Below are 23,602 nucleotides of genomic sequence, written 5' to 3'. Positions count from 1 at the left end.
GCGAAGGCCAAGGTGGCGTCCAGGGTGCGGGCCGCGTCCACCGGGCCGAGCAGCGGGTGGCCGCCGTCCGGCGCCCCGGCCGGCGCGGCGCCGCCGGTCCTGCGGTGCGCCGGGGTGTCGCCGTCGGTGATCCAGCAGCGCATCGTCTCGAACGGGTAGCCGGGCAGCGGTATCCGGCCGGGCACGGTCTCGTGCAGCAGCCGCCACTCGGGGGCGCCGCCGCCTACCCACAGCTCGGCGAGGGTGTCCACGTCCCGGCGTTCGGCGGCCGAGCGCACCGCGTCCTTCGCCGCCCGGGCGCCGCGCTCGCGGGCCGTGCCGCGCGCGCTGCCCTGGTGGCAGCCGGCCGGCAGCGGGCCGCCGTCGGCGAACGCGGCCAGCGCGGCGGCCAGTTCGGCGGTGGTGGTGGCGACCACGGCGAGCCGGTCGTCCAGCGGCTCGCGGCCGGTCTGGAGGGTGTACGCCACCGCGGCCGGGTCGGTGCCGGGGTGGGCGGTGAGGAAGCCGGCGAAGCGGCGGGCGAGTTCGCGCAGCCGTTCCGGGGTCTTGGCGGAGAACGGGAAGAGCTGCCGGCCGCCGGTGCCCTGCCGGGACGGGGCGGCGCGGTGCTCCTCGACCACCAGGTGGGCGTTGGCCCCGCCGGCGCCGAACGAGCTGATCCCGGCGCGCAGCGGACCGCCGTCCGGCGAGCGCCACTCGGCGAGTTCGCGCTGCACCCGGAAGGGCGAGGTCTGCCAGTCGATGTTGGGGTTGAGCACCTCGGAGTGGATGGACGGCACCAGCGTGCGGTGTTCGAGCTGGACCAGCACCTTGCAGAGCGCGGCCATCCCGGCCGCCGACTCCAGGTGGCCCAGGTTGGACTTGACCGAGCCGATCGGCACGCTGCCCGGGGCCGCCGAGGCCGCCTCGAAGGCCCTGGTCAGGCCGCGGATCTCCACCGGGTCGCCGAGCGCGGTGCCGGTGCCGTGCGCCTCGACGTAGGAGACCGAGCCCAGGTCGATGCCGGCCGCCCGCACCGCCTCGCCGATCAGCTCGCCCTGCGCCGTCGGGTTGGGCACCGTGAAGCCGTTGGTGCGCCCGCCGTGGTTGACGCCGCTGCCCAGGATGGTGGCGTAGACGTGGTCGCCGTCGGCCAGCGCCTTCGACAGCGGCTTGAGCAGCACCGCGCCGACGCCCTCGCCGGGCACGTAGCCGTCCCCGCCCTCGCCGAAGCTGCGGCACCGCCCGTCGCTGGAGGTGAACCGGCCCTGGCCGAGGAAGCGGTACTTGTACGGGTGCACATGGAGGTTGACCCCGCCGGCCAGCGCCACCTCGGCCTGGCCGGAGCGCAGGTCGGCGATGGCCAGGTGGATGGCGCTCAGCGTGGAGGAGCACATGGTGTCCACCGCGATGCTGGGCCCGTCGAAGCCCATGGTGTACGAGACGCGGTTGGCGATCGCGGCGTAGGAGGAGGCGGCGATCCGCCCGTTGTCGGCCTCGTAGAGCTGGTACAGCGAGTACATCGCGCCCACGTAGACCCCGACGCGGCTGCCGTGCAGCGCGGCCCGGGTGTAGCCGGCGTCCTCCAGGGTGTGCCAGGCGGTCTGGAGGAAGAGGCGTTCCTGCGGGTCGAGGATGGCCGCCTCGCGCGGGGAGATGCCGAAGAACAGCGGGTCGAAGGCGTCGATGCGCTCCAGGAAGCTGCCCCAGCGGCTGTAGACCGCCTCCCGGTCGGCCTCGGTGGCCTGGTCGTAGTCGCGCCAGTCCCAGCGGTCGGCGGGGATCTCGGTGATCAGGTCGCGCGCCGCGCGCAGGTTCTCCCAGAAGGCGTCCAGGTCGTCGGAGCCGGCGAAGCGGGCGCTGACCCCGATGATGGCGACCGGCTCGTCGGCGGGCGCCGGGGCGGGAACGGGTGCCGGGGCGGGGTCGGCCGCGGCTGCGGGGACGGCGACGGGCGCCGGGGTGGCGGCCGGGCTCGGCGGGGCCAGCCGGTCCGCGTGGTGGCCGGCGAACCAGCCCGCCAGCGATCGCAGTTCGCGGTACTCGAAGAAGAGCGTCTTGGGCAGCGGGCCGAAGTGCTCCTCCAGGGTGCGGTTGAGGTCCATGATCAGGATGGAGTCGATCCCGTACTCCTGGAACGCGGTGTCCGGGTCGATCTCCTCGGCGGGCATGCCGAAGGCGCCGGCCAGGATCTCCTTGAGGCGTTCCTCGGCGCGCGCCTGGAGGTCGTCGCCGGCTCCGGGGCCTCGCGGGGCGGGCGCGGCCGGTGCGGTGGCGCGCGGCAGCGGGCGGCGGGCGGCGGACTCCAGCAGCCGGGCCAGCTTCTCCCCGTCGCCGTGGGCGAGCAGCAGGTGGTCGCCGTCGTGGCCGAGGGCGGCGTCCAGCGCGCGCAAGCCCACCTCGGCCGGGAAGGCGCGCAGCCCCACCTGGCCGGCGGCGCGTTCCTGGGCGGCGGCGTCCATCCGCATCCGGATGCCGCCGTCCGCCCACAGCGACCACAGCAGCGACCGGGTGCGCCCGGCGCGGCGGCCCTGGCGGCGCAGCTCCTCGCGCCGGGCGGCGAAGGCGTCCAGGAAACGGTTGGCGTAGGCGTAGTCGGCCTGGCCCGGGGATCCGGCGGCGCCGGACATCGAGGAGAACAGCACGAAGAAGTCGAGCGGCAACCCGGCGGTGGCCCGGTCGAGTTCGAGGGTGCCGCGCACCTTGGGGGCCAGCACCTCGGTCAGCTCGGCGGGGTCCTTGCCCAGCAGGAAGCCGTCGCGGGTGGTGCCGGCCAGGTGCCAGACGCCGTGCAGCCCGCCGTGGTCGGCGAGGACGCCGGTGACCAGCTCCTCGGCGGCGCCGGGTTCGCCGAGCCGGGCCACCCGGTACTCCACCTCGGCCCCGGTCTCCCGCAGCGCGGCCAGCCCGGCCTGGCCCGCCGCGTCCAGCGGGGAGCGTCCGGCCAGCACGAACCGGGCCCCGGGCGCGCCGGCCGCGAGGTGGCCCACCAGCAGCCTGCCGAGGCCGCCGAGGCCGCCGGTGACCAGGTAGGTACCGTCCCGCCGCACCTCCGGCGCCGCGACCGTCCCCTCGCCGAAGCCGGCCACCGCGCGCCACCGGCGCACCTGACGGCCGCTGTCCCGGTACCGCACGGCGAACTCGTGCTCGGGCGCCCCGGACTCCTCGGCCACCGCGCGCGCCCGTACCGCGACCGGGCCGGGCGGTACGGCGACCGCGCAGGCCAGGAAGTCGGGCTGCTCGTTGGCGATGGTGCGGGCCAGGCCGTCCAGCGCGGCGGCCACCGCGTCGTCGGTGCCGCCGGTCTCCGGGTACAGGTGCAGCAGCCGCACCGGGCGTCCGGTGCGCGCGGCGGACCAGCCCTGGAAGAGCGCGGTCAGCCGCAGCGCGGTGGCCTCGGGCGGGCCGTCGGCGGCCGGGACGGTGACGCCGTCCCACACCACGAGGGCGGGCAGGCGGCCGTCGCGGGCCAGGTCGGCGAAGAGCGCCGCCCAGTCGCCGGCCCCCTCCAGCGCCACCCGGCGGCCTCCGGCGGTCACCCCGGAACCGGTGCCGGGGGTGACGGCCAGCACCTCGGCGCCGGGCGCCAGTGCCGCCGGGTCCGGCTCGGCGGTGATCACCAGCGTGCCGCCGTCCACCGCGGCCGGGGCGGTCACCGGCGCCGCCGACCACACCTCCTCGAACGCGAACGTCCCGGCGGCCGGCTCCTGCCCGGGGCGCAGCGCGTGCCCCTGGCCGACCGCGCGGGTGAGCAGCCCGCGGATGCGCAGCGCCACCCGCCCCTCGTCGTCGGTGAGGGTCAGGTCGTGCCCGGCGCCGCCGGCCGACGGCACGGCGTGCGCCCAGCCGGCCGCCGGCGGCGGCCCGTACACCTCCAACTCGCGCAGCGCGAACGGCAGTTCACGCTCCCGTACGGCGTCCGGGTCGGCCTTGGTCCACAGCGCGGCCTGGAGCATGCCGTCGAGCACCGACGGGTGCAGGGTGAACGTCGCGGGCGGCAGGCCGACCGCCTCGGGGGCCTCGATCCGGGCCAGCACCTCGGCGTCACCGCACACCAGCGAGCGCAGCGGACGGAAACTCGGCCCGTAACCGCCGCCGAGCCGGTCGAAGAGCGCGTAGCACTCCTCACCGGTCACCGGACGCGGGCAGCGGGCACGGATCGCGGCCAGGTCGAGCACGTCCTCGCCGGCCACCGGCGGCACCGGCTCACCGAACCCGATCCGCCCCGCCGAGCACACCTCGCCGCCCCGGCGGACCTCGTAGTCGGCGCCCTCCTCCGTGGCCGTCAGCCCCAACGTCACCTCGACCGGCTCCCCGGCCACCACCACCGGCCGCGACCACATCACGTCCCCGACGCCGCGCACCGGACCCCGCCCGGTACGCGCGGCGTTGACCACGGCGAACTCCAGCGCCGCCACCGCCGGCAACACCTTCAGCTCCCCGAAGGCGTGGTCACGCAGGAAGAACTCGGCGCCGGTGAGCGTCACCGAGAACGCGGTCCCGTCCGCGTCCGGCGCCCCGGCCAGCGGATGGCCGACGGGGGCCGACAGCCCGGCGACGGCGTCCGGTTCCGCCACCCAGTACGGACGGGCGTCGTAGGGCGGGGTGGGCAGCGACAGCCGCGCGGGGCGGTCGCCGTCGTGGAGGGCGGACCAGTCGACCGTGCCGCCGCGTACCCAGTGGGCGGCGAGCGCGGCGGGGTCGGCGGCGTCCGCCGCCCCGTCGTCGGGGCGGGCGGTCACCGTGCCGCGCAGGACGCCGTGGCCGCCGTCCGGGTCGGCGGCGAACGCGGCCAGCCGTTCGGCCGCCTGCGGGAGGGAGGTGACCACCACGGCCAGCCGTTCCCGCATCTCCTCGCGGCCGGTCTGCAAGGTGTACGTCAGCCGGCGCAGCGTGCGCCGCGCGGCCGGGGGTTCCTCGGCCGGGCGGGCGGTGATCCAGCGGGCCACGGCGTCGGCGTACTGCGCCAGTTGCCGCGGGCCGGACGCCGACAGCACCAGGACGTCACCGCGCGCAGAGGTCGTCTGCTTCTGCTCCATCTACCGTTCCTCTGCCTCTTCGAGCACCACGTGCACGTTGCTGCCGCCCATACCGAAAGAACTGACGCCCGCCCGCCGGGGGTGGGCGGTGCCGCCGTCGTCGCACCACGGCTCCCAGGCGGTGGTGCGGGTCTGGAGGCGAAAGGGGCTGCCGTCGAAGTCGAGCATCGGGTTGGGCCTGGTCAGGTGGACCAGGCCGGGCAGCGTCCGGTGCTTCATCGCCAGCAGCACCTTGACCACCCCGGCCACCCCGGCCGCCGCCTCCAGGTGGCCGATGTTGGTCTTCACCGAGCCGAGCGCGATCCTCGGCTCGCCCGTCGTCGGGGCCTTGCGTTCCAGCAGCCGGGCGAAGGCGTCCTTGAGCCCGTCCACCTCGATCGGGTCGCCGAGTTCGGTGCCGGTGCCGTGCGCCTCGATGTAGCCGATCGACTCCGGCGGGACGCCGGCCGCGTCGTGGGCGCGGAAGACGACGTCGGTCTGGGCCCGTGGGTTGGGCACGGTCAGCGAGTGCGTCCGGCCGCCGTGGTTCTCCGCCGAGCCGATGATCACGCCGTGCACCGGGTCGCCGTCGGCCCGTGCCCGCGCCAGCCGCTTGAGCATCAGCAGGACGACGCCCTCGCCGCGCCCGTAGCCGTCGGCGCGCGCGTCGAACGTCTTGCAGCGGCCGTCCGGGCTGAGCATCCCGGCCCGGCGCAGGCCCAGGAAGCCGTACGGCGACAGCAGCAGGTTGGCCCCGCCGGCCAGCGCCGCGTCGCAGTCGCCGCGTTGCAGCGCCCGGACCGCCCGGTGGACGGCCACCAGCGAGCTGGAGCAGGCGGTGTCGTAGATGGTGCTGGGGCCGTGCAGGTTGAACAGGTGGGAGATGCGGTTGGCGGCCACCGAGGCCACGTTGCCGATCAGGAAGTGGTCGTCGCTGCGGCGCTCGTGGCCGAGCAGGCTGAAGTAGTCGGCGCCGCTGATCCCGACGAAGACGCCGGTGCGGGTGGCGGACAGGGCGCCCGGCGCGGTGCCGGAGTCCTCCATCGCCTGCCGGGCGGCGTGCAGCAGCAGCCGGTGCTGCGGGTCCATCTGGGCCGCCTCGCGCGGCGAGATGCGGAAGAGCGCGGCGTCGAAGGCGGCCACGTCCTTGACGTACGAGCCGGAGAACGCCGCCGGGTCGCCGTCCGCGTACCGCCCGAACAGGGCGCGGGAGAAGCCGCGTTCGAGCGGGTAGGGGCGCACCAGGTCGCGTCCGGCGGCCAGGTGGTCCCAGAACTCCTCCAGCGTCTCCGACTCCGGCAGCCGGCCGCCGATGCCGACGACGGCCACCGGTTCGTAGCCGCTCGCCGGAGCCGGCGCCGGGGCGGCGGCGGTGGCGACGGGCGCGGTGACCCGCGCGGCGGTACGGGGCCGGGGTACGGCCGCCAGCTCGTCGGGGAAGCGCCGCAGCAGGTGGGCGGTGAGCGCGTCCACCGTGGGGTGGCCGTAGAAGACGGTGGGCGCCACGGTCACGCCGAGCCGGTCGCGCAGCAGGGCGCTGAGCCGGGTGAAGCGGATCGAGTCGAAGCCGTAGTCGCCGATGGGCTCCCCGGTGGCGACCTCCTCCTCCGGCACCCCGGCGATCTCGGCCACCCAGCCGCGCAGCCGGGTGCGCAGCTCCCCGGCCGGGTCGGCGGCGTCCGCGTCGGCGGCCGGGCCGGCCACGCCGTCCGCCGCCGGCGGTTCCGGCTCGGGCTGCCGGGCGGCCGGGTGGCCGTGGCGGCGCACGATCTCGTCCAGCTCCAGCCGCTGCAACGGACCGGTGTCGATCTTGGCGTTGGGGGTCTGCGGGAACGACTCCAGCGGCACCACCCGGGCCGGGACCATGTAGCCGGGCAGCCACTCGGCAAGCTCGGCGCGCACCCGCGCGGCCAGGTCGGCCGGTACGGGGCGCCCGGCGGGCGGCCGCACGAAGCCGACCAGCGCCTGGTGGCCGGCGACGTCCTCGCGCAGCAGCACCCGGGCCTCCTCGACCAGGTCGCTGCGGCGCGCGGCGGCCTCGATCTCGCGCAGTTCGATGCGGAAGCCGCGCAGCTTGACCTGGCGGTCGAGGCGTCCGAGCAGCGCCAGGCGGCCGTCCGGCAGGTGGCGGGCGGCGTCCCCGGTGCGGAAGACCCGGCCGGACTCGCCGAGGAAGGCGCCGTCGGGGAACTTCTCCTCGGTGAGCGCGGTACGCCCGCGGTAGCCGAGGGCCACCCCGTGCCCGGCGATGTACAACTCGCCCACGGCGCCGAACGGGACGGGCCGTCCGTCGCCGTCCAGCACGTGGAGGCGGGTGTTGTCGACCGGGGTGCCGACCCCGATCGGGCGGTGCCGGCGCACCCGCTCCACCGAGGACCAGATGGTCGTCTCGGTGGGCCCGTACATGTTCCACACCTCGTCGGCGCGGGCGAGCAGCTTGTCGGCGAGGTCCCGGGTGAGCGCCTCGCCGCCGCACAGCACCCGCAGCCCCGGCCGCCCGGTCCACCCCGCCGACAGCAGCATCTGCCAGGTGGCCGGGGTGGCCTGCACCATGGTGACCGGCGCCGCGGCGAGCCGTTCGGCCAGCGCGATGCCGTCCCTGGCCACCTCCTCCGGGGCGATCTCCACGGTGCCGCCGCGGGTCAGCGGCAGCAGCAGTTCGAGGGCGGCGATGTCGAAGCTCACCGTGGTCAGCGCCAGCAGCCGGTCGTCCGCCGTGCACCCGGGGCGTTCCGCCATCGCGCACAGGAAGTTGACCAGCGCGCCGTGGCCGACCTCGACGCCCTTGGGCTCCCCGGTCGACCCGGAGGTGTAGAGCACGTAGGCCGGGTCCGGGTTGACGGTGCCCTCGGGGTGGCGGCGGGCGGGCGGGGCCGGCGGGGCGGCGGCGGTCCAGTCGACGTCGTCCAGCACCACCGGCGCGGCTCCGGTGGCCGGGAGGCGGTCGGCGGAGGACTTGTCGGTCACCACCACGGCCAGCCCCGCGTCCTCGGCGATGTACGCCAGCCGGGCCGCCGGGAAGGCGGGGTCGAGCGGCACGTACGCGGCCCCGGCCCGGTGCACCGCGAGCAGCGCCACCACCAGCCCGGCCCGCCGCCGTGCCGCCACCCCGACCAGCGAGCCGCGGCCCACCCCGCGCTCCCGCAGGCGGGCGGCGAGCAGTTCGACGCGGTGCGCGAGCGTGGCGTAGTCGATGGTCTCCTCGGCGTCGGCCAGCGCCGGGTGGCCGGGGGTGCGGGCGGCCTGGGCGAGGACCAGGTCGACGGCGGTCAGGTGGCAGGGGTGGCCGGCCGTGGTGTCGTTGGCGCGCCGCACGAGTTCCCGCTCGTCCGCGGTGCGCAGCTCGAACTCGCCGATCGGCCGGTCGGGTTGGCGGATCATGCGGTCCAGCAGCAGCCGGTAGTGGCCGGCCAGCCGCTCGACGGTGGCCCGCTCGAACAGCTCGGGGTCGTACTTGAGGTGGACCAGCGCCCGGTCGCCGCGGACCACGACCTCCATCACCAGGTCGGACTCGCCCTCCTGGGTGATCGCCAGCGCGTCGGTGAAGAGCGTCTGCCCGGCGTCCATGTCCAGGTCGCGGCCGACCCCCTGCTGGAGGTAGAAGCCGATGTCGAAGGAGGTCTCCGGGTGGCCGCCGCGCCGCAGGTCGTCCACGACCGCGGCGAACGGGTAGGCGCTGTGGTCCTCGGCGGCCAGCAGCCGGTCGTGGACGGACTCGATCAGCTGCCGGGCGGTGGTGTCCGCGGTGCACCCGGTGCGCAGCACCACCGGGTTGATCAGGTAGCCCAGGGTGCGGTCGAACCGCTGGTCGGCGCGGCCGTCGGTGGGCACCGACACCGGGATGTCGGTGACGCCGGTGTGCCGGTGCAGCAGCGCCACGAAGGCGGCGTGCACCACGCTGAACGGGGTGAGCCCCAACTCCCGGGCGGCGCCGCGCACCGCCTGCCAGGCGTCCGGGTCCAGCTCGAACTGGACGCTGCGGCCCAGGAACGACGGGGCGCCGCCGCGCCGGTGGTCGGCGATCCGGTCGAGCACCGGCGCGGTGCCGGCCCCGGCCAGCTCACGGCTCCAGTACGCCCGGTGCTCCGCGCCCTCCGGCCCGGCCAGCATCCGGCGCTGCCACCGCACGAACTCGGCGTACGGGGTGCGCCGTTCGGGCTCCGGCAGGGTGCCGTCGCGGGTCAGCGAGGCGTACCCGGCGACGATGTCGCGCAGCATCAGATGGCTGGAGACGCCGTCGGTGATCAGGTGGTGGAACAGCAGCAGCATCAGCGGCCCGGACGCCGGACCGCGCAGGAAGTACACCCGGTACAGCGGGTCGCGCTCCAGGTCGAACGGGACGCGGACCAGGCCGCGGATCCGTTCGGTCAGCTCCTGCTCGGTGAGCGGGCCGAGGTCGAGGTCGGTCACGGTCCAGGCGCGCTCGGCGATCCGCTGCTCGGGGCCGTCCGGCCCGGAGCGCACGTTGATCCGCAGCCCCGGGTTGCGTTCGACCACCGCCTCCACCGCGCGGCGCAGCACGTCGAGGTCGACGTCGGGGCGCAGCCGCAGCGCCATCGGCAGGTTGTAGGCGGCGCCCTCCGGCGCGGCCAGGTGGATCGCCCACAGCGCGGCCTGGCCCCGGCTGAGCGGGTACGGGCCGGTGGGCGCGGCGTCGGCGGGCGCCGGCTCCGGGGCCGTGGCGGGCTCCGGGGCGAGCCGGCGCAGCAGCGGCAGCGCCTGCTCCTCGGTGAGCGTGCCGTCGGCGACCGCCGCGAGGACCTCCTTGACGACGGCGTTCATCGCAGCGTCCCCTTCTCCAGCTCCTGGAGCGCGCCGGCCACGTCGAGCCGGCCGTCCCGCAACCCCGCCAGCAACGACCGGACGTCCGCGCCGTCCTCCTTTGGCGCCGCCTGCGGCACGGTGCCGCCCAGCTCCGCCGGGAACGCCTCGGCCAGCTTGCGGGCGATCCCGCGTACCGAGCCGTTGGTGGTGAAGAACCGCGCCGGGATCCGGATGCCGAACTCCGCGTTGAGCGCCCGCGCGAGCCTGCGCAGGCCGAGGGAGTCCACCCCGTACTCCACCAGGCTCCGCTCCGGGGCCAGCCGTCCGCGCTCCACCCCGAGGTGACGCGCGAGCAGCCCGGTGATCCGCTCCTCCAGCCCGGTCAGCTCCCCGGCCGGCACCACGGGCGCGTCCTCGTCCGGCAGGACGACCGGGGCGGTCCCGGAGGGTCCGGCGTACCCGGTGGCGGCCCCCGGAGCGGGCGCCGGGGCCGGTGCGGGTTCAGGTGCCGTCACCGGTTCGGGCGCCGGTACCGGATCGGGTGCCGTCACGGGCTCGGGGGGCGCCGCCGTCAGCCCCGCGGCCTGCGCGTGGTCGAACCGGGCGCCGGGACGTACCCAGTACCGCTCGCGGGCGAACGCGTACGCGGGCAGCGGCACCCGGCGCGGCGCCTCGCGGCCCGTCCACAGCGCCGACCAGTCCAGGTCCACCCCGGCGGTCCACAGCCGGGCGAGCTTGTCCCACTTGCGGACGGCGACCACCATGCGCACGTACTCGCGGCCCTCCGGACCGTCGAGCAGCGCCTGCGCCGCGCCGCCGGGCTCACCGGCGGTACCGGTCACCACCCCGGCCACGTCCTGCTCGCCGTCGAGCCATCGGGTGAGCTTGGTCCGCAGGTCGGCCAGGCCGTCGGCGACGATCGCCAGCCGGTGCGCCATGGCCTCGCGGCCGGTCTGCACGGTGCGGGTGACCGCGTCGAGGCCGACGTGGGCGGGGGGTTCGGCCAGCCACGCCTGGAACCTGGCGGCGTACTCGCGCAGCCGGTCGGCGTCGCGGGCGGAGAGGACGAAGACCCCGGGGCCGCCCTCCCGCGCCGCCGCGTCCGACGGCTCGGGCAGGTATTCCTCGACCACCACGTGGGCGTTGACCCCGCCGATGCCGAACGAGCTGACCGCGCCGCGCCGCGGCACCGGCGCGCCCCGCTCGTCCCGCGGCCGGAGCCACGGCCGGGCCTCGTCCAGCAGATGGAACGGGCTGCCGTCCAGCCGCAGGTACGGGTTGACGGTCTCCAGGTGGAGGTTCTTCGGCAGCGTGCCGTACCTCATCGCCAGCAGCAGCTTGAGCAGCCCGGCCATGCCGGCCGCGGCCTCCAGGTGGCCGGTGTTGCTCTTCACCGCGCCCAGCGCGCAGTGCGCCGCGGGCTCCCCGGTCACCCCCCAGTCCCGGTAGAGCGTGGCGAAGGCCGACTTCAGGCCGTCGATCTCCACCGGGTCGCCGAGCGCGGTGCCGGTGCCGTGGGTCTCCACGTAGGTGACCGTGCGCGGGTCGGTCCCGGCCCGCCGGTGGGCCTTGACGACCACGGCGGCCTGCGCCTCGGGGTTGGGGGCGGTCAGCGAGTTGGTGCGCCCGCCGTGGTTGACGGCGCTGCCGCGGATCACCCCGTGGATGACGTCCCCGTCGGCGATCGCCGCGGAGAGCCGCTTGAGGAGGACGACGCCGACCCCCTCGCCGCGCGCGATCCCGTCGGCCGCGGCGTCGAAGGTGCGGCAGCGGCCGTTGGGGCTGAGCATGTCGGCCTGGCTCATGTCGACGAAGAGGGTGGGCGAGGCGAGCAGCTGGACCCCGCCGGCGAAGGCGAGTTCGCAGTCGCCGTGCCGGATCGCCTCCACCGCGCGGTGCAGCGCCACCAGCGAGGAGGAGCAGGCGGTGTCCACCGTCTCGCTGGGCCCGCGCAGGTCCAGCAGGTAGGAGACCCGGTTGGCCATCACCGCGTGCGCCCGGCCGGTGGAGTTGTAGCCGTCCAGCGGGGTGCCCAGGGCGTGCTGCACCTCGAAGTAGTCGTAGGTGCAGGCGCCCAGGAAGACCCCGGTGTCGGTGCCGGCCAGCGCGGACGGGCGGATCGCCGCGTCGTCCAGGCAGGACCACACGGCCTGGAGGAAGAGCCGGTGCTGCGGGTCCATCGCCTCCGCCTCACGCGGCGAGATGCCGAAGAACATCGGGTCGAACTCGTCGACCCCGCGCATGAAGCCGCCCCACTTGACGACCGTCCGGAACTCGCCGTCGGCGGGCTCGCCGTAGATGTCCCGCCAGTTCCAGCGGTCCGGCGGGATCTCGGTCACCAGGTCGTCGCCGGCCGTCAGATGGGCCCAGAACTCGGCCAGGTCGTCCGACTGCGGCATGCGTCCGGCCATGCCGACCACGGCGACGGCGTCGTCGTCGGGCAGCGCGCGGGGCGCCGGGGCGGCGGGAGCCGGGGCGGGCGTCTGCGGAACGGCCGCCGGTTCCACGGTCGTCGGCGCCGGTTCGGCGGCGGCCGGGTCCTGCCCGCCGTAGTGCGCCGTCAGCTCGTCCGGATGGCTGCGCGCGGTCTTCTCCGCCAGCTCGTCGGAGGTGGCCACGCCGAAGAAGAACGCGGGCGTCACCTCCAGCCCGAAGGCGTCGTTGAAGGTGTGGCTGAGCCGGGTGTACGCGATCGAGTCGAAGCCGAATCGGCTCAACTGGGCGTCCGGGCGCAGGAGTTCGGGCCCGGCCTTGGCCGCCTCGCACACCAGCGCGTGCACGTCCGCCCGCAGCCGCTCGGCCCACCACGGCCCGTCCGGGTCCGTCCGGCCGGCCGGGGCCTGGGCCGGGGCCGCCTGCGGCGTACTCGTCCGGTCCGCCACGCCGAGCGCGGCCAGGAACCTCTCGTTCCCGGAAACCACCGCCACTTGCACTACCTCCTGGCCGAGGACATCGGTCATCGCTTGCAGCCCCGAAGAGGGCGGGATCGGTATGACGCCGGCCTGCTCCATCCGTTCGCGGTGGCGCTCGGCCAGCGCGGAGGAGCCCCACACGCCCCAGTCGACGACCCGCACCGGGTACGGCAGCCGGCCGGCCAGCGCGTGGGCGTAGGCGTCCTGGAACGTGCACGCCGCCGCGTAGCCGCTCTGCCCGGGGTTGCCCAGGAACGACTGCACGGAGGAGAAGACCAGCAGGAAGTCGAGGCGCCGGTCGCCGAACGCCTCCACGAGCGCGGCCGTGGTGCGGGTCTTGGACTCCAGACCCTCCCGGAACCGGGCCTCGTCCGCGGTGTGCAGCGCCTGGTCGCGCAGCACGTTGGCGGCGTGCAGGACGCCGTCCACCGGGCGCCCGGCCCAGGCCGCCGCCTCGTCGGCCACCGCCCGCAGCCGGGCCGGGTCGGCCGCGTCGCCCTGGAAGTAACGGGCGCGCTCGCCGCCCGGGTCGAGCACCGCGAGCCGGGCGCGCCGGCCGGCGTCCAGCGGGCCCCGGCCGAGCAGCGCCACCCGGGCGCCGTACCGCCGCACCAGGTGCCCGGCGACGTCCGAGCCGATGTCCCCGGCGCCGCCGGTGATCAGGTACAGGCCGTTCTCCCGGAACCGGTCGCGGGGCGCGTCCGGCCGGGCCGCCGGGCGCAGGAGGGGGCGGTGGGCCCGCCCGTCGCGCACCGCGAGTTCGCCGCCGGGCACGGCGGAGGCCGCCAGCACCCGGCGGGCCGCGCCGTGCGGGTCCCGTACCGTCTCGTCCCAGTCCAGGTCGGCCACGGCCACCCGCCACGCGGCGCACTCGTGGCGCACCGCGCGGGCGAACCCCCACAGCTGCGCCTGGTACGGGTTGCGCACCGGGCGGCCGGCGACCGGGCAGGCGTCGCTGGTGACCAGCGTCAAGGTCAGCCCGCGCCCGGCACCGGGGCGGCCCAGCACCGACCTGACCAGCCGGAACGCGGCGAGCACCCCGGTGGCCTCACCGGCCGCCAGCTCGGCGGTCTGCTCCAGCACCCCGCCGATCGCGGGCCGCCGCACCCCGCCGAGGAAGTACACCGCGCCCGGCGCCGGTAGCGCGTCGAAGTCCACCGGGTCCGGCCCGTCCAGCCGCACCCGCACCACCTGGCGCGGCGCCAGCAGCCGGGCCAGCGCGTCCGCCGTCGCCGCCGACTCCTCGGTGCCGGCCAGCCACACCGGCCCGTCCACCGCCTCCGGCTCCGGCAGCGCGCCCTCCAGCGGCGTCCACCCCGGTACGTACGACGGAACGGCGCCGGGCGCGGCCAGCTCGGCCGCCGGGGCGGGCGGCTCCTCGAACCAGTACCGCGTCGTCTCGAACGGATACGTCGGCAACGGCACCAGCCGCGCCGGGTGCCCGGCGTACCGCGCCGCCCAGTCGACCCGGGCCCCGGCGGCCCAGGCACCGGCCAGTTCCTCGGGGGCGGTGCCCCGCGCGGCCGGCGGGTCGCCGGGGACGGCCTCGCCGGTGAAGACCCCGGCGGCCGGGTCGGCGGTGCCGTCGGCGGCGAACCGGGTGAGCGCGGCCGTCAGCGCGGCGGTGTCGCGGGCCACCACGGCCAGCCGGTGCTCCATGGGGTCCCGGCCGGTCTGGAGGGTGTACGCCACGTCGGCCAGGGCCGGCGCGGCGGCGTCCGCCAGGTGTGCGGCGAGGTCGGCGGCCCGGCGGCGCAGCGCCCCAGGGGTACGGGCGGACAGCGGGAACACCGGTACGGCGGGCGGCTGTTGACCGCCGTCGGCCACCGGCCGCGGCTCCTCCAGCACCACGTGGGCGTTGACCCCGCCGTACCCGAAGGAGCTGACCCCGGCCCGGCGCGGGATCTCCCGGCCGCCGCCGTCCCGCCGCCGGGGCCAGGCGGTGGCCTCGCCGAGCAGGTGGAAGGGGCTGCCGTCGAGCTGGAGGTAGGGGTTGACCTCGCGGACGTGCGGGGAGGGCGGCAGCGTGCCGTGCTCCATGGCGAGCAGCACCTTGAGCACTCCGGCGATGCCGGCCGCCGACTCCAGGTGGCCGATGGTGGTCTTCACCGCGCCCAGGGCGCACCACGGCTCGGCCGGCGGTGTCGTCCCGGCCTCCCGCAGCAGCTCGGCGAAGGCCGTCTTCAACCCGCTGACCTCGACCGAGTCGCCCAGCGAGGTGCCGGTGCCGTGGGTCTCCAGGTAGCCGACGGTGGTCGGGTCCACCCCGGCCCGCCGGTAGGCGGCCACCAGCATCTTCGCCTGGCTGGCCGGGTTGGGGGCGGTGAGCGAGCGGGCCCGGCCGCCGTGGTTGACCGCGCTGCCCAGCAGCCGGCCGCGTACCCGGTGGCCGGCCCGGGCCGCCCGCCGGGCGCTGGTGAGCACCACCAGGCCGACGCCCTCGCCGCGGACGAAGCCGTCGGCCGAGGCGTCGAAGGTCTTGCAGGCGCCGTCCGGGCTGAGCATGCCCGTGCGGTCGAGCAGCAGGTAGTTGTGGGGGGAGAGGATGACGTTGATGCCGCCGGCCACGGCGACCTCGCAGGCGCCGCTCCGGATCGCCTCGGCCGCCCGGTGCAGCGCCACCAGCGAGCTGGAGCAGGCGGTGTTGACCGGCTCGCTGGGGCCGTGCAGGTCGAGCAGGTGGGAGACGCGGTTGACCAGGATGGAGTGGGTGTTGGCGGTGGCCCCGAAGGCGTCCGGCTCGACGCCCGCGGCCAGTTGGAGCTCCTGGTAGTCGGTGGAACCGGCGCCGATGAACAGCCCGGTGTCGGATCCGGCCAGGGTGCCGGGGGCGATGCCGGCGTCCTCCAGCGCCGCCCAGACGGTCTGGAGCAGCAGCCGCTGCTGCGGGTCCATGCCCTCCGCCTCGCGCGGCGAGATGCCGAAGAACAGCGGGTCGAAGCGGTCCACCCCGTCGACGAAGCCGCCCCGGTGGGGCAGCGCCCGCAACGCGGCCGGGCGGTCCGCCGGGATCGCGGTGACCAGGTCGTCGCCGGCCACCAGATGGCGCCAGAAGTCGTCCAGGTCGTCGCTGCCGGGCAGCAGTCCGGCCATGCCGACGACGACCACCGCGTCGTCCCCGTCCGGCCGCTCCGCCCGTTCCGGCCGCTCCGGCGACGGCGACGGCGACGGTACGGGAACGGGGGCGGGGGCCTGCGGGCCCGGGCGGTCGCCGTAGCGGGCGCGCAGCACCTCGGGGTGGTCGGCGGCGAGCTTGTCGATCAGCGCCCGCAAGGTGGCCGTCTCGTAGAAGACGGTCGGGGTGATCCCCAGGCCGAAGGTCTCGTTGAGGCGTCCGGCCAGCAGCGTGTAGCTGATCGAGTCGAAGCCGAAGGAGCCCAGGTCCTGGTCGGGGTCGAGGTCCTCCAGCGCGATGCCGGAGGTCTGCGAGGTGAGCCGGGTCAGCTCGTGCCGGAAACGGGTGACGGCGTCGTCCCCGGCCGCGTCGGCACTGACCGCCTCGGCGGCGGACACCTCGGCCGCCCCGGGCGCGCCGGCCGGCTCCGGCACCGCCGCGCCGTCGCCGCGGGCCACCACCACGTGCTGGAAGTTGAGCCCGCGCGCCGCCTCCTCCGGCAGCGCCACCACGTCCTCGTACCCCAGCCCGGTCAGCAGCCGGTGCCAGCCGGGGGCGTCGAGCAGCGGGGAGCCGGGGAGCCGGCGGTGCGCGTCGTCGTGCTGCCACCAGCCGTCGAACAGGCCCATGGTGAGCGTCATCTGCGCGGTCACCGTGGTGAGTTCGTTGAGCACCAGCCAGCCGCCGGGGCGCAGCGCCGCCTTGACGCCGCCGACCGTGCGTTCGACGTCCCGGGTGGTGTGGAGGACGTTGGCGGCGACCACCAGGTCGTAGCCGCCGGCCTCGAAGCCCTGGGCGGTCAGCGGGCGGCCCGCGTCGAGCCGCTTGAAGCGCAGGTACGGACGGCCCTCGGCGTAGGCGCGGCGGCCGTGGTCGAGGAAGGCGGCCGACAGGTCGGTGTAGCAGTAGTCGAGGTGGTCGGCGTACGGGTCGAGCGCCGTCAGCAGCCCGGCCGAGGTGCCTCCGGTGCCGGCGCCCACCTCCAGCAGGCGGATCTTCTCGCCCGGCGCCAGGTGCGGCACGCGCGCGGTGACGTACGCCAGCACGGCGGCGCCCAGCGTGTCGTTGTACAGGTCGCTGATCGGGTTGCCCTTGTAGACGCCCTCCATCAGCGACATGCCGGAGGCGGGGAAGAGCAGGTCGGTGGCGAGGAGTTCGCCGCGCAGCAGCTCGGGGTAGCGGCCCAGGCACAGGGCGAGGAGCCGGGGGAAGACGTCCAGCGGCCCCGATCCGTCGGCCAGCCGGTCCAGTTCCGCGGTGTGGTCGGCGCGGCGGCAGGCGTCCAGCGCGCCGGGGTCGGGGGTGAACCGGCCCTGGTCCTGGCGTACCTGGCCGGCGTCGCGCAGGATCACCAGGATCTCGTCGAGCAGCCGGCGGTAGCGGGGGACGACGCCGGTGCGCTGGGCGATGGTGTCCGCGTCGGCCGCGTCGGGGGTGGCCGGCCAGGCGCCCATCGTGTCGAGGACGCGCAGCAGCCGGCCGGCCGCGACGCGGGCGGTGGCCCGTTCCAGGGCGTGGTAGTCGCCGATGGCCGGGGAGCCGTCGGTCACCGGAGCCGCCGCGCGCCGGGCGAGCGCCGTGCCGGGCAGCTCTGCGGAAGGGGGCTCCGCGGCGGCCAGCCCGAGGCGTTCCAGCAGCGGCGCCTCGGCCGGCAGCGCCAGCACCTGCGCCGGGTCGCCGCGCAGCGCCCGCAGCACGGTGCGCCATCCCTCGCGCGGCGTGATCGACAAGAACCCCTGCCGGGTCAGCGTGGTGCGCCACTTCTCGCCGGAGACCGCGCCGACGGTGCCCCAGTAGCCCCAGTTGACGCTGCGCACCGGGTAGGGCACGCGCTGGTCGAGCGCCTGGGCGTAGGCGTCCAGGAAGGTGGAGCCGGCCGCGTAGTTGGCCAGGCCGGGGGTGCCGAGGAAGGACTGCACCGAGGAGAACAGCAGCAGGAAGTCGAGCGGTTCACCGCCGAAGACCTCGGCGAGTGCCACCGCCACCTGGGACTTGGCGGCCAGGCAGGCCCGCAGTTCGGCCTCGCCCAGGTTGCGCAGCAGGCCGCTGGTGTTGGCCAGCGCCGAGTGGATCACGCCGTGCACCGGGCCGAACGCGGCGTGGATGCGGGCGAGTCCGGCGCGCAGCGCGGCCGGGTCGGCGGCGTCCGCCTGGACGTACAGCAGTCGTCCGCCGTCCGGGTCGGCCTCGGCGATCCGGGCGCGCCGTTCCTCGTCCAGCGGGCTGCGGCCGATCAGCGCGACCCGGGCGTCGTGGTCGTGCGCCAGGCGGCGGGCGAACTCCAGCCCGATGCCGCCGGCGCCGCCGACCACCACGTAGGTGCCGCCGGTGCGGAACCGCTCGGCGGCCGGCTCCGGCAGCGTCACCGGGCGCAGTTCCTGCCGGTACGCCACCCCGTCGCGCACCGCGATCCGCGTGCCGCGCCCCGCGGTCCCGGCGACGAGATCGGCGACGCGCGCCCACGCCCCGGCGTCGTCCGCGTCCGGCAGCGGGGCCGGCAGGTCGATCACCGGCGCGTGCCAGTCGGGGTACTCGTTCTCCAGCACCCGGGCCATCCCGGACAGCCCGGCCGCGTACGGGTCGGCCACCTCTTCCCCGGCCACCGACCACACGCCGCAGGTCACGATCCGCCAGGCGAGGTCCCGCCCGCCGGCCAGCGGCACCGCGAGCCGCTGGACGCAGTGGAAGAGCGCCCGCACCCCGGCCGCCTCGCGCCGGTCCAGCTCGGCGAGGCCCCCGGTGGCGGCACCCGGGTCGTGGCCGGCCAGACCGCCGAGCACGTAGACGGTGCGCACCCCGGCCAGTTCGTCCCGCAGCGCGGCGAACCCGGCCGGGTCGGCGGCGTCCACCTGCCACCGTCCGGCGCCGTGGCGGACCGTGCGGGTGCCCAGCTCGGCCAGGACCACCCGGTCCCCGGCGTGCCGTGCGGCCAGCGCCTCGGCCAGCGGACGGCCGGCCGCCGGGTGGAGCACCAGCACCGGCCCGCCCGGCACGGCCGTTCCCGCCCCGGCGTCCGGCACCGGCCGCCAGGCGGCGGTGTACGTGAACTCCGCGCCGGGCCGCTCCGGCGCGGCCTCGCCCGCCGTCCGCACCCAGCAGCGGCGCCGGGTGAACGGGTACGACGGCAGCGCGACCCGGCGCGGGGTGCCCTGCGGGTACAGCGCCCGCCACTCCACCGGTGCGCCGGCGGTCCACAGCCGGGCCAGCGCGGTCGCGTCCCGCTCGGCGAGCGCCCGCCGCACCTCGCTCTCCCGGCCGGTCACCGGACGCTTGACGGTGCCGTGGTGGACGCGGGCCGGGTCCTCGCGGCCGTCCAGGAACGCCCGCAGTGCGGCGGCGAGTTGGCCGCGGTCGGCCACCACCAGGGCGAGCCGTTCCTCCAGGGCGTCGCGGCCGGTCTGGGTGGTCCAGGCGATCTCGGCGAGCGAGGGCGTGCCGGGGGCGACGCCACCGGGGGCACCGGAGGCGGCCAGCCGGCCGGCGATCTCCTCCAGCGTCGAGCCGAGGTCGAGCCGGGGCGCCTCACCGGCCAGCCGCTCGCCGATCTCCAGCTCGAAGCGGCGCAGGTCGGCCGCGTCCAGCCCCCACTCGTCCAGGGTCACCCCGGCGTCGAGCACCGGTCCGGCGAGCCCGAACAGCTCGGCGGCGAGCGTCCGCAGGCGCGGCAGCACGTCGGAGGCGGCGGAGCCGGCACCGGGCGCGGTGAGCCGTTCCAGGTGGCGTTCGGCCAGCCGGCGCAGGTTCTCCTTCTTGCGGGCCGAGAGCACGACCACGTACGGGCCCGTGGCCCGCGCGGTGGACGGCTCTTCGGCGGCGGCCGGGGGCTCCTCGACGATCAGGTGGCCGTTGGCGCCGCCCGCCCCGAAGGCGCTGATCCCGGCGCGCAGCGGTTCGCGGGTGCCGTCGGGACGGGTCCGCGGCTGCCACGGTTCGGCCGCCCGCTGCACCCGGAACCGCGAACCGGCCCAGTCCACCTTGGGGTTGAGGGGTTCGGCGTGCAGCGAGGGGGCCAGCGTGCGGTGGCGCATCTGGAGCAGCACCTTGGTGAGCCCGGCGATCCCGGCGGCCGGCTCCAGGTGGCCGACGTTGGACTTGACCGAGCCGATCGGCACCGGCGCGGTGCCGGTCCCGGCGGCGCCGAAGGCCCGGTCCAGGGCGGTCAGTTCGATGGGGTCGCCCAGCGCGGTGCCGGTGCCATGCGCCTCCAGGTAGCCGATGCCGTCCGGGGTGACCCCGGCGCGCTCCAGCGCCTCGCGGACCAGTTCCGCCTGGGCGGCCGGGTTGGGCACCGTGTAACCGCCGGACCGGCCGCCGTGGTTGACCGCGCTGCCCTTGATGACGCCGTGGATCCGGTCGCCGTCGGCCAGCGCCTTCGCCAGCGGCTTGAGCAGCACGGCGCCCACGCCCTCGCCGGGCACGTAGCCGTCCCCGCCCTCGCCGAAGCTGCGGCACCGCCCGTCGCCGGAGACGAACCCGGCCTGGCTCAGGTACAGGTACTTGTACGGGTGGGCGGCCACGTTGACGCCGCCGGCGAAGGCCGTGTCGCACTCGCCGGACAGCAGGCTCTGGCAGGCCAGGTGGATCGCGGTCAGCGAGGACGAGCACATGGTGTCCAGCGCCAGGCTCGGCCCGTGGAAGTCGAAGAAGTACGACACCCGGTTGGCCACCGACGAGGAGAACGAGGTCGGCAGCATCGGCAGTTGTCCGGGGGCGTCCAGGCCCAGCATCTGGTACTGGTTGAACATCACCCCGGCGAAGACCCCGACCCGCCCGCCGGCCAGCCGTTCCCGGGTGTATCCGGCGTCCTCCATGGTGTGCCAGACGGTCTCCAGGAAGAGCCGTTCCTGCGGGTCCATCGACTCCGCCTCGCGCGGGGTGATCTGGAAGAAGTGCGGGTCGAAGCGGTCGGCGTCGGCCAGGAAGCCGCCCCACCGGCTGTACGAGCGCCCCGGGGTGTTGCGCTCCGGGTGGAAGAAGCCCTCCCGCGGCCAGCGGTCGTCCGGGATCTCGGTCACGCAGTCCCGTCCGGCCAGCAGGTTCTCCCACAGCCGGTCGACGTCGGCGGCCATCGGGTAGCGGCCGGCCAGGCCGATCACGGCGATGTCGCGGTCGGCGGCGGGGACGGGGGCGGCGGCCGGGGCCGCCGGGGCGCGGTGGGCTTCGGCCATGCGCAGCGTGAACGGGGCGCCGGGCACCGCCGGGTCCAGCGAGCGCAGCACCCGTTCCCGGTCGCCGTGGAAGAGGACGAACTCCTCGCCGCCGTGGCGCAGCGCCGCGAGGAACGCCGCCGTCCCGGGCCCCTGGGTCAGCGGGGTCTGGCCGTGCCGCCGGAAGTACGCCTCGGTGGCCGCGTCGGTGCGCATCCCGCCGTCCGCCCACAGCGGCCAGCCCAGCGCCAGGGTGCGCCCGGGGCGTCCGGCCGCCGCGCGGTGCCGGGCGTAGGCGTGCAGGAACGCGTTGGCCGCCGCGTAGTCGGCCTGCCCGGCGTTGCCGACGGTGCCGGTGACGGAGGAGAACAGGGCGAAGAAGTCCAGCGGTTCGGCCGCGGTGGCCTCGTCGAGGTGGACCGCGCCGCGCACCTTGGGGGCGAGCACGTCCCGTACCTCGTCGGCGGTCTTGTGGCGCACCAGGGCGTCGCGCAGCACCCCGGCGGCGTGGACGACACCGTGCACGGCGCCGTACCGGGCGCGGACGTCGGCGACCAGCCGGGCCACCTGGGCGGCGTCGGTGACGTCGGCGCGCACGTACTCCACCCGGGAGCCGTCACGTCCCAGGGCACGCAGTGCGGCGGTGGTGGCCTCGTCGGGCTCGGAGCGGCCGAAGAGCACCACCCGGGCGCCGGGCGTGCCGGCCAGCCGGGCGGCGAAGAGCCGGGCGAGGCCGCCGCTGCCGCCGCCGACCAGGTAGACCCCGCCCTCGCGCAGCGGCAACTCCCCCGCCGCGCCGTCCAGTTGCAGCTCGCGGTAACGGCGCACCAGGCGCCGCCCGTCCTCGTGGCGCACCCACGCCTCGGTGGTGTCGGCCAGTTCGCGCGAGACCACCTCGGCCAGGTCCGCCGGGCCGGCCAGCTCGACCACGGTGGGCCGCAGCCGGGGCTGCTCGATGCGGACCGTCGCCGCCAGGCCGGCCAGCGCGCCGGGGACGGTGGCGGCGGCCGGGGTGGCGGCGGCGGCCAGGTGCAGCAGCGGCAGCGGGTCCTCGCCCGGGGTCTCCAGCAGCGCCCGGCACGCGGTCAGCAGCGCCACGCAGGCGTGCTCGACCGCCTCCGGCAGCCCGGCCGGGTCCGGGGCCGGCCGCCGGTGCACCACGGCCCGGGGCGCGCGGCCCTCGGCGGCCAGGTCGGCCAGGAGCCGCCGGTGGTCCTCGACCGCGTCGGGCCGCACCTCGTAGACCCCCGGGCGCAGCCGCCTAAAGCCGGTGCCGGGCAGCGCCAGGACGACGTCGGCGGTGGCGGCGAGCGCCCCGGCGAGGTCGTCGTCCTCGTCGAGGACGAGCAGCGGACCGGCCGGCGCGGGGGCGGCGGGGGCGGCCCGCGCGGGGGACCACTCCCCCGCGAAGCACAGCGTCCCGGCGGCGTCGGCGTCCGCGTCCGGTACGGGGGCCGGGGCGGGCTCCGGGGCGGCGGCGCTCGCGGCGACCGGGACCTTGCCGGCCAGGTGCTCGGCGACGCTGTCCACGGTGGTGTACTCGAACAGCAGCGTGGGGTACAGCTCGATCCCCCACCGCTCCTCCAGGGCCCGCACCAGACCCAGCAAGTGGACCGATTCCAGGCCGAGTTCGTAGAAGCCGCGGTCGGTCTCCACCGCCGCGCCCGGGTCGCCGAGCACCTCCCGTACCGCCGCCACCACCTGGCCGCGGACCAGCTCCAGGTGGTCGCCGGCGGCGGGCTCCGGGGCCGCGGCGGGGACCACGGGCGGGGCCGGGGGCTCGGGCGCGGCGGGGCGCTCCTCCGGGCGGGTCAGCCGGGTGATCAGCTCCCGCGACCTGATCCGCTTCAGCGCCAGCCGTTCGAACCGGGCCACCAGCCGGCCGCGCGCGTCGTGCAGCCCGATGTCCACGTGGAGCACGTCGGCCGCGCGCGCCACCGGGTCGGTCACCCGCAGGTCGGCCACGCAGGCGTCGCCGAGCGGACCGGCCGCGCGGAACGAGGCGATGTGGAACGGGATCAGCGGCCGGGGGTCGCTCTCCTCACCGGTGAACGCCAGCGCGTAGCTCTGCATGGTGGAGGCGTCCAGCAGCGCCGGGTGGAGCAGGAAGTCCTGGTGGCCGGCGCGGGCCTCCTCCCCCAGCGCCAGGTCGGCCAGGACGCCGCCGTCGTGGTGGTGGATGGTGCCGAGCGCCTTCATGAACGGGTAGTGCCGGATCTCGGCGGCCCGCCCGAGGGTGTAGACCCGTTCCACGTCCTCCTGGCGCGCCGCCCGGCGGCGTACCTCGTCCAGCGCCAGGTCGGCGGCGGGGAAGGGCACGTCGAGGCGGAGCCGGGCCTGGAGGTGGCGGTGCCAGCCGGCGCCGGTGGGGCGGCCGTCGCGGAGGTCGCGGCTGCGCGCGGTGACCTGGTGGTGGTCGCCGTGCGGGGCCACCTCGACCTCGATCTCCCGGTCGAACTCCTCGGTGGTGACCACCGGTTCGGTGAACAGGATGTCGCGCAGCTCGCTGGTGGCCGGGTCGATGCCGCGCGCCGCCAGCAGCCGGTGGACGATGTCGAGGAAGGTCACGCCGGGCAGCGTGCGGACACCGTGCACCCGGTGGTCCGCGACGAGCGGGTTGGCGCTGGTGAGGGTCAGACGGGAGCGAATGGGCAGGTGCGCTTCCAC

Annotated in this window: 3 protein-coding genes (1 of these 3 cut by a window edge); all 3 read right to left on the bottom strand. The window is 76.5% G+C overall.

Annotated elements, in window-relative coordinates; all coding sequences use genetic code 11:
• Tightly spaced (each overlapping or abutting the next), the 3 genes in view from SCATT_RS40355 to SCATT_RS40350 form a layout consistent with a single transcriptional unit that may run on beyond the window.
• Nucleotides 1-5,018, bottom strand: the beginning of a protein-coding gene (locus SCATT_RS40355; RefSeq protein WP_014144300.1) for an SDR family NAD(P)-dependent oxidoreductase. The gene continues 15,148 nt to the left of window position 1, outside the view; the window shows 5,018 of its 20,166 coding nt (coding positions 1-5,018); the start codon lies at nt 5,016-5,018; its stop codon lies off the left edge, out of view.
• On the bottom strand, nt 5,019-9,779 hold the full coding sequence (locus tag SCATT_RS16900; protein WP_014144299.1) for a non-ribosomal peptide synthetase: 4,761 nt from the start codon (nt 9,777-9,779) through the stop codon (nt 5,019-5,021).
• Complete coding sequence (locus SCATT_RS40350) at nt 9,776-23,602, bottom strand: SDR family NAD(P)-dependent oxidoreductase (protein ID WP_014144298.1); 13,827 nt, start codon at nt 23,600-23,602, stop codon at nt 9,776-9,778. Before SCATT_RS40350 ends, SCATT_RS16900 begins: the two co-directional genes overlap by 4 nt.

Source organism: Streptantibioticus cattleyicolor NRRL 8057 = DSM 46488 (assembly GCF_000240165.1).
Classification (GTDB): domain Bacteria; phylum Actinomycetota; class Actinomycetes; order Streptomycetales; family Streptomycetaceae; genus Streptantibioticus; species Streptantibioticus cattleyicolor.
The sequence above is the reverse complement of the archived record's forward strand: the minus strand, read 5'-3'. Positions and strand labels throughout refer to the sequence as shown.

Coding starts and splice junctions, on each gene's coding strand:
- SCATT_RS16900 (WP_014144299.1), bottom strand. CDS start 9,779: ATGAACGCCGTCGTCAAGGAGGTCCTCGCGGCGGTCGCCGACGGCACG.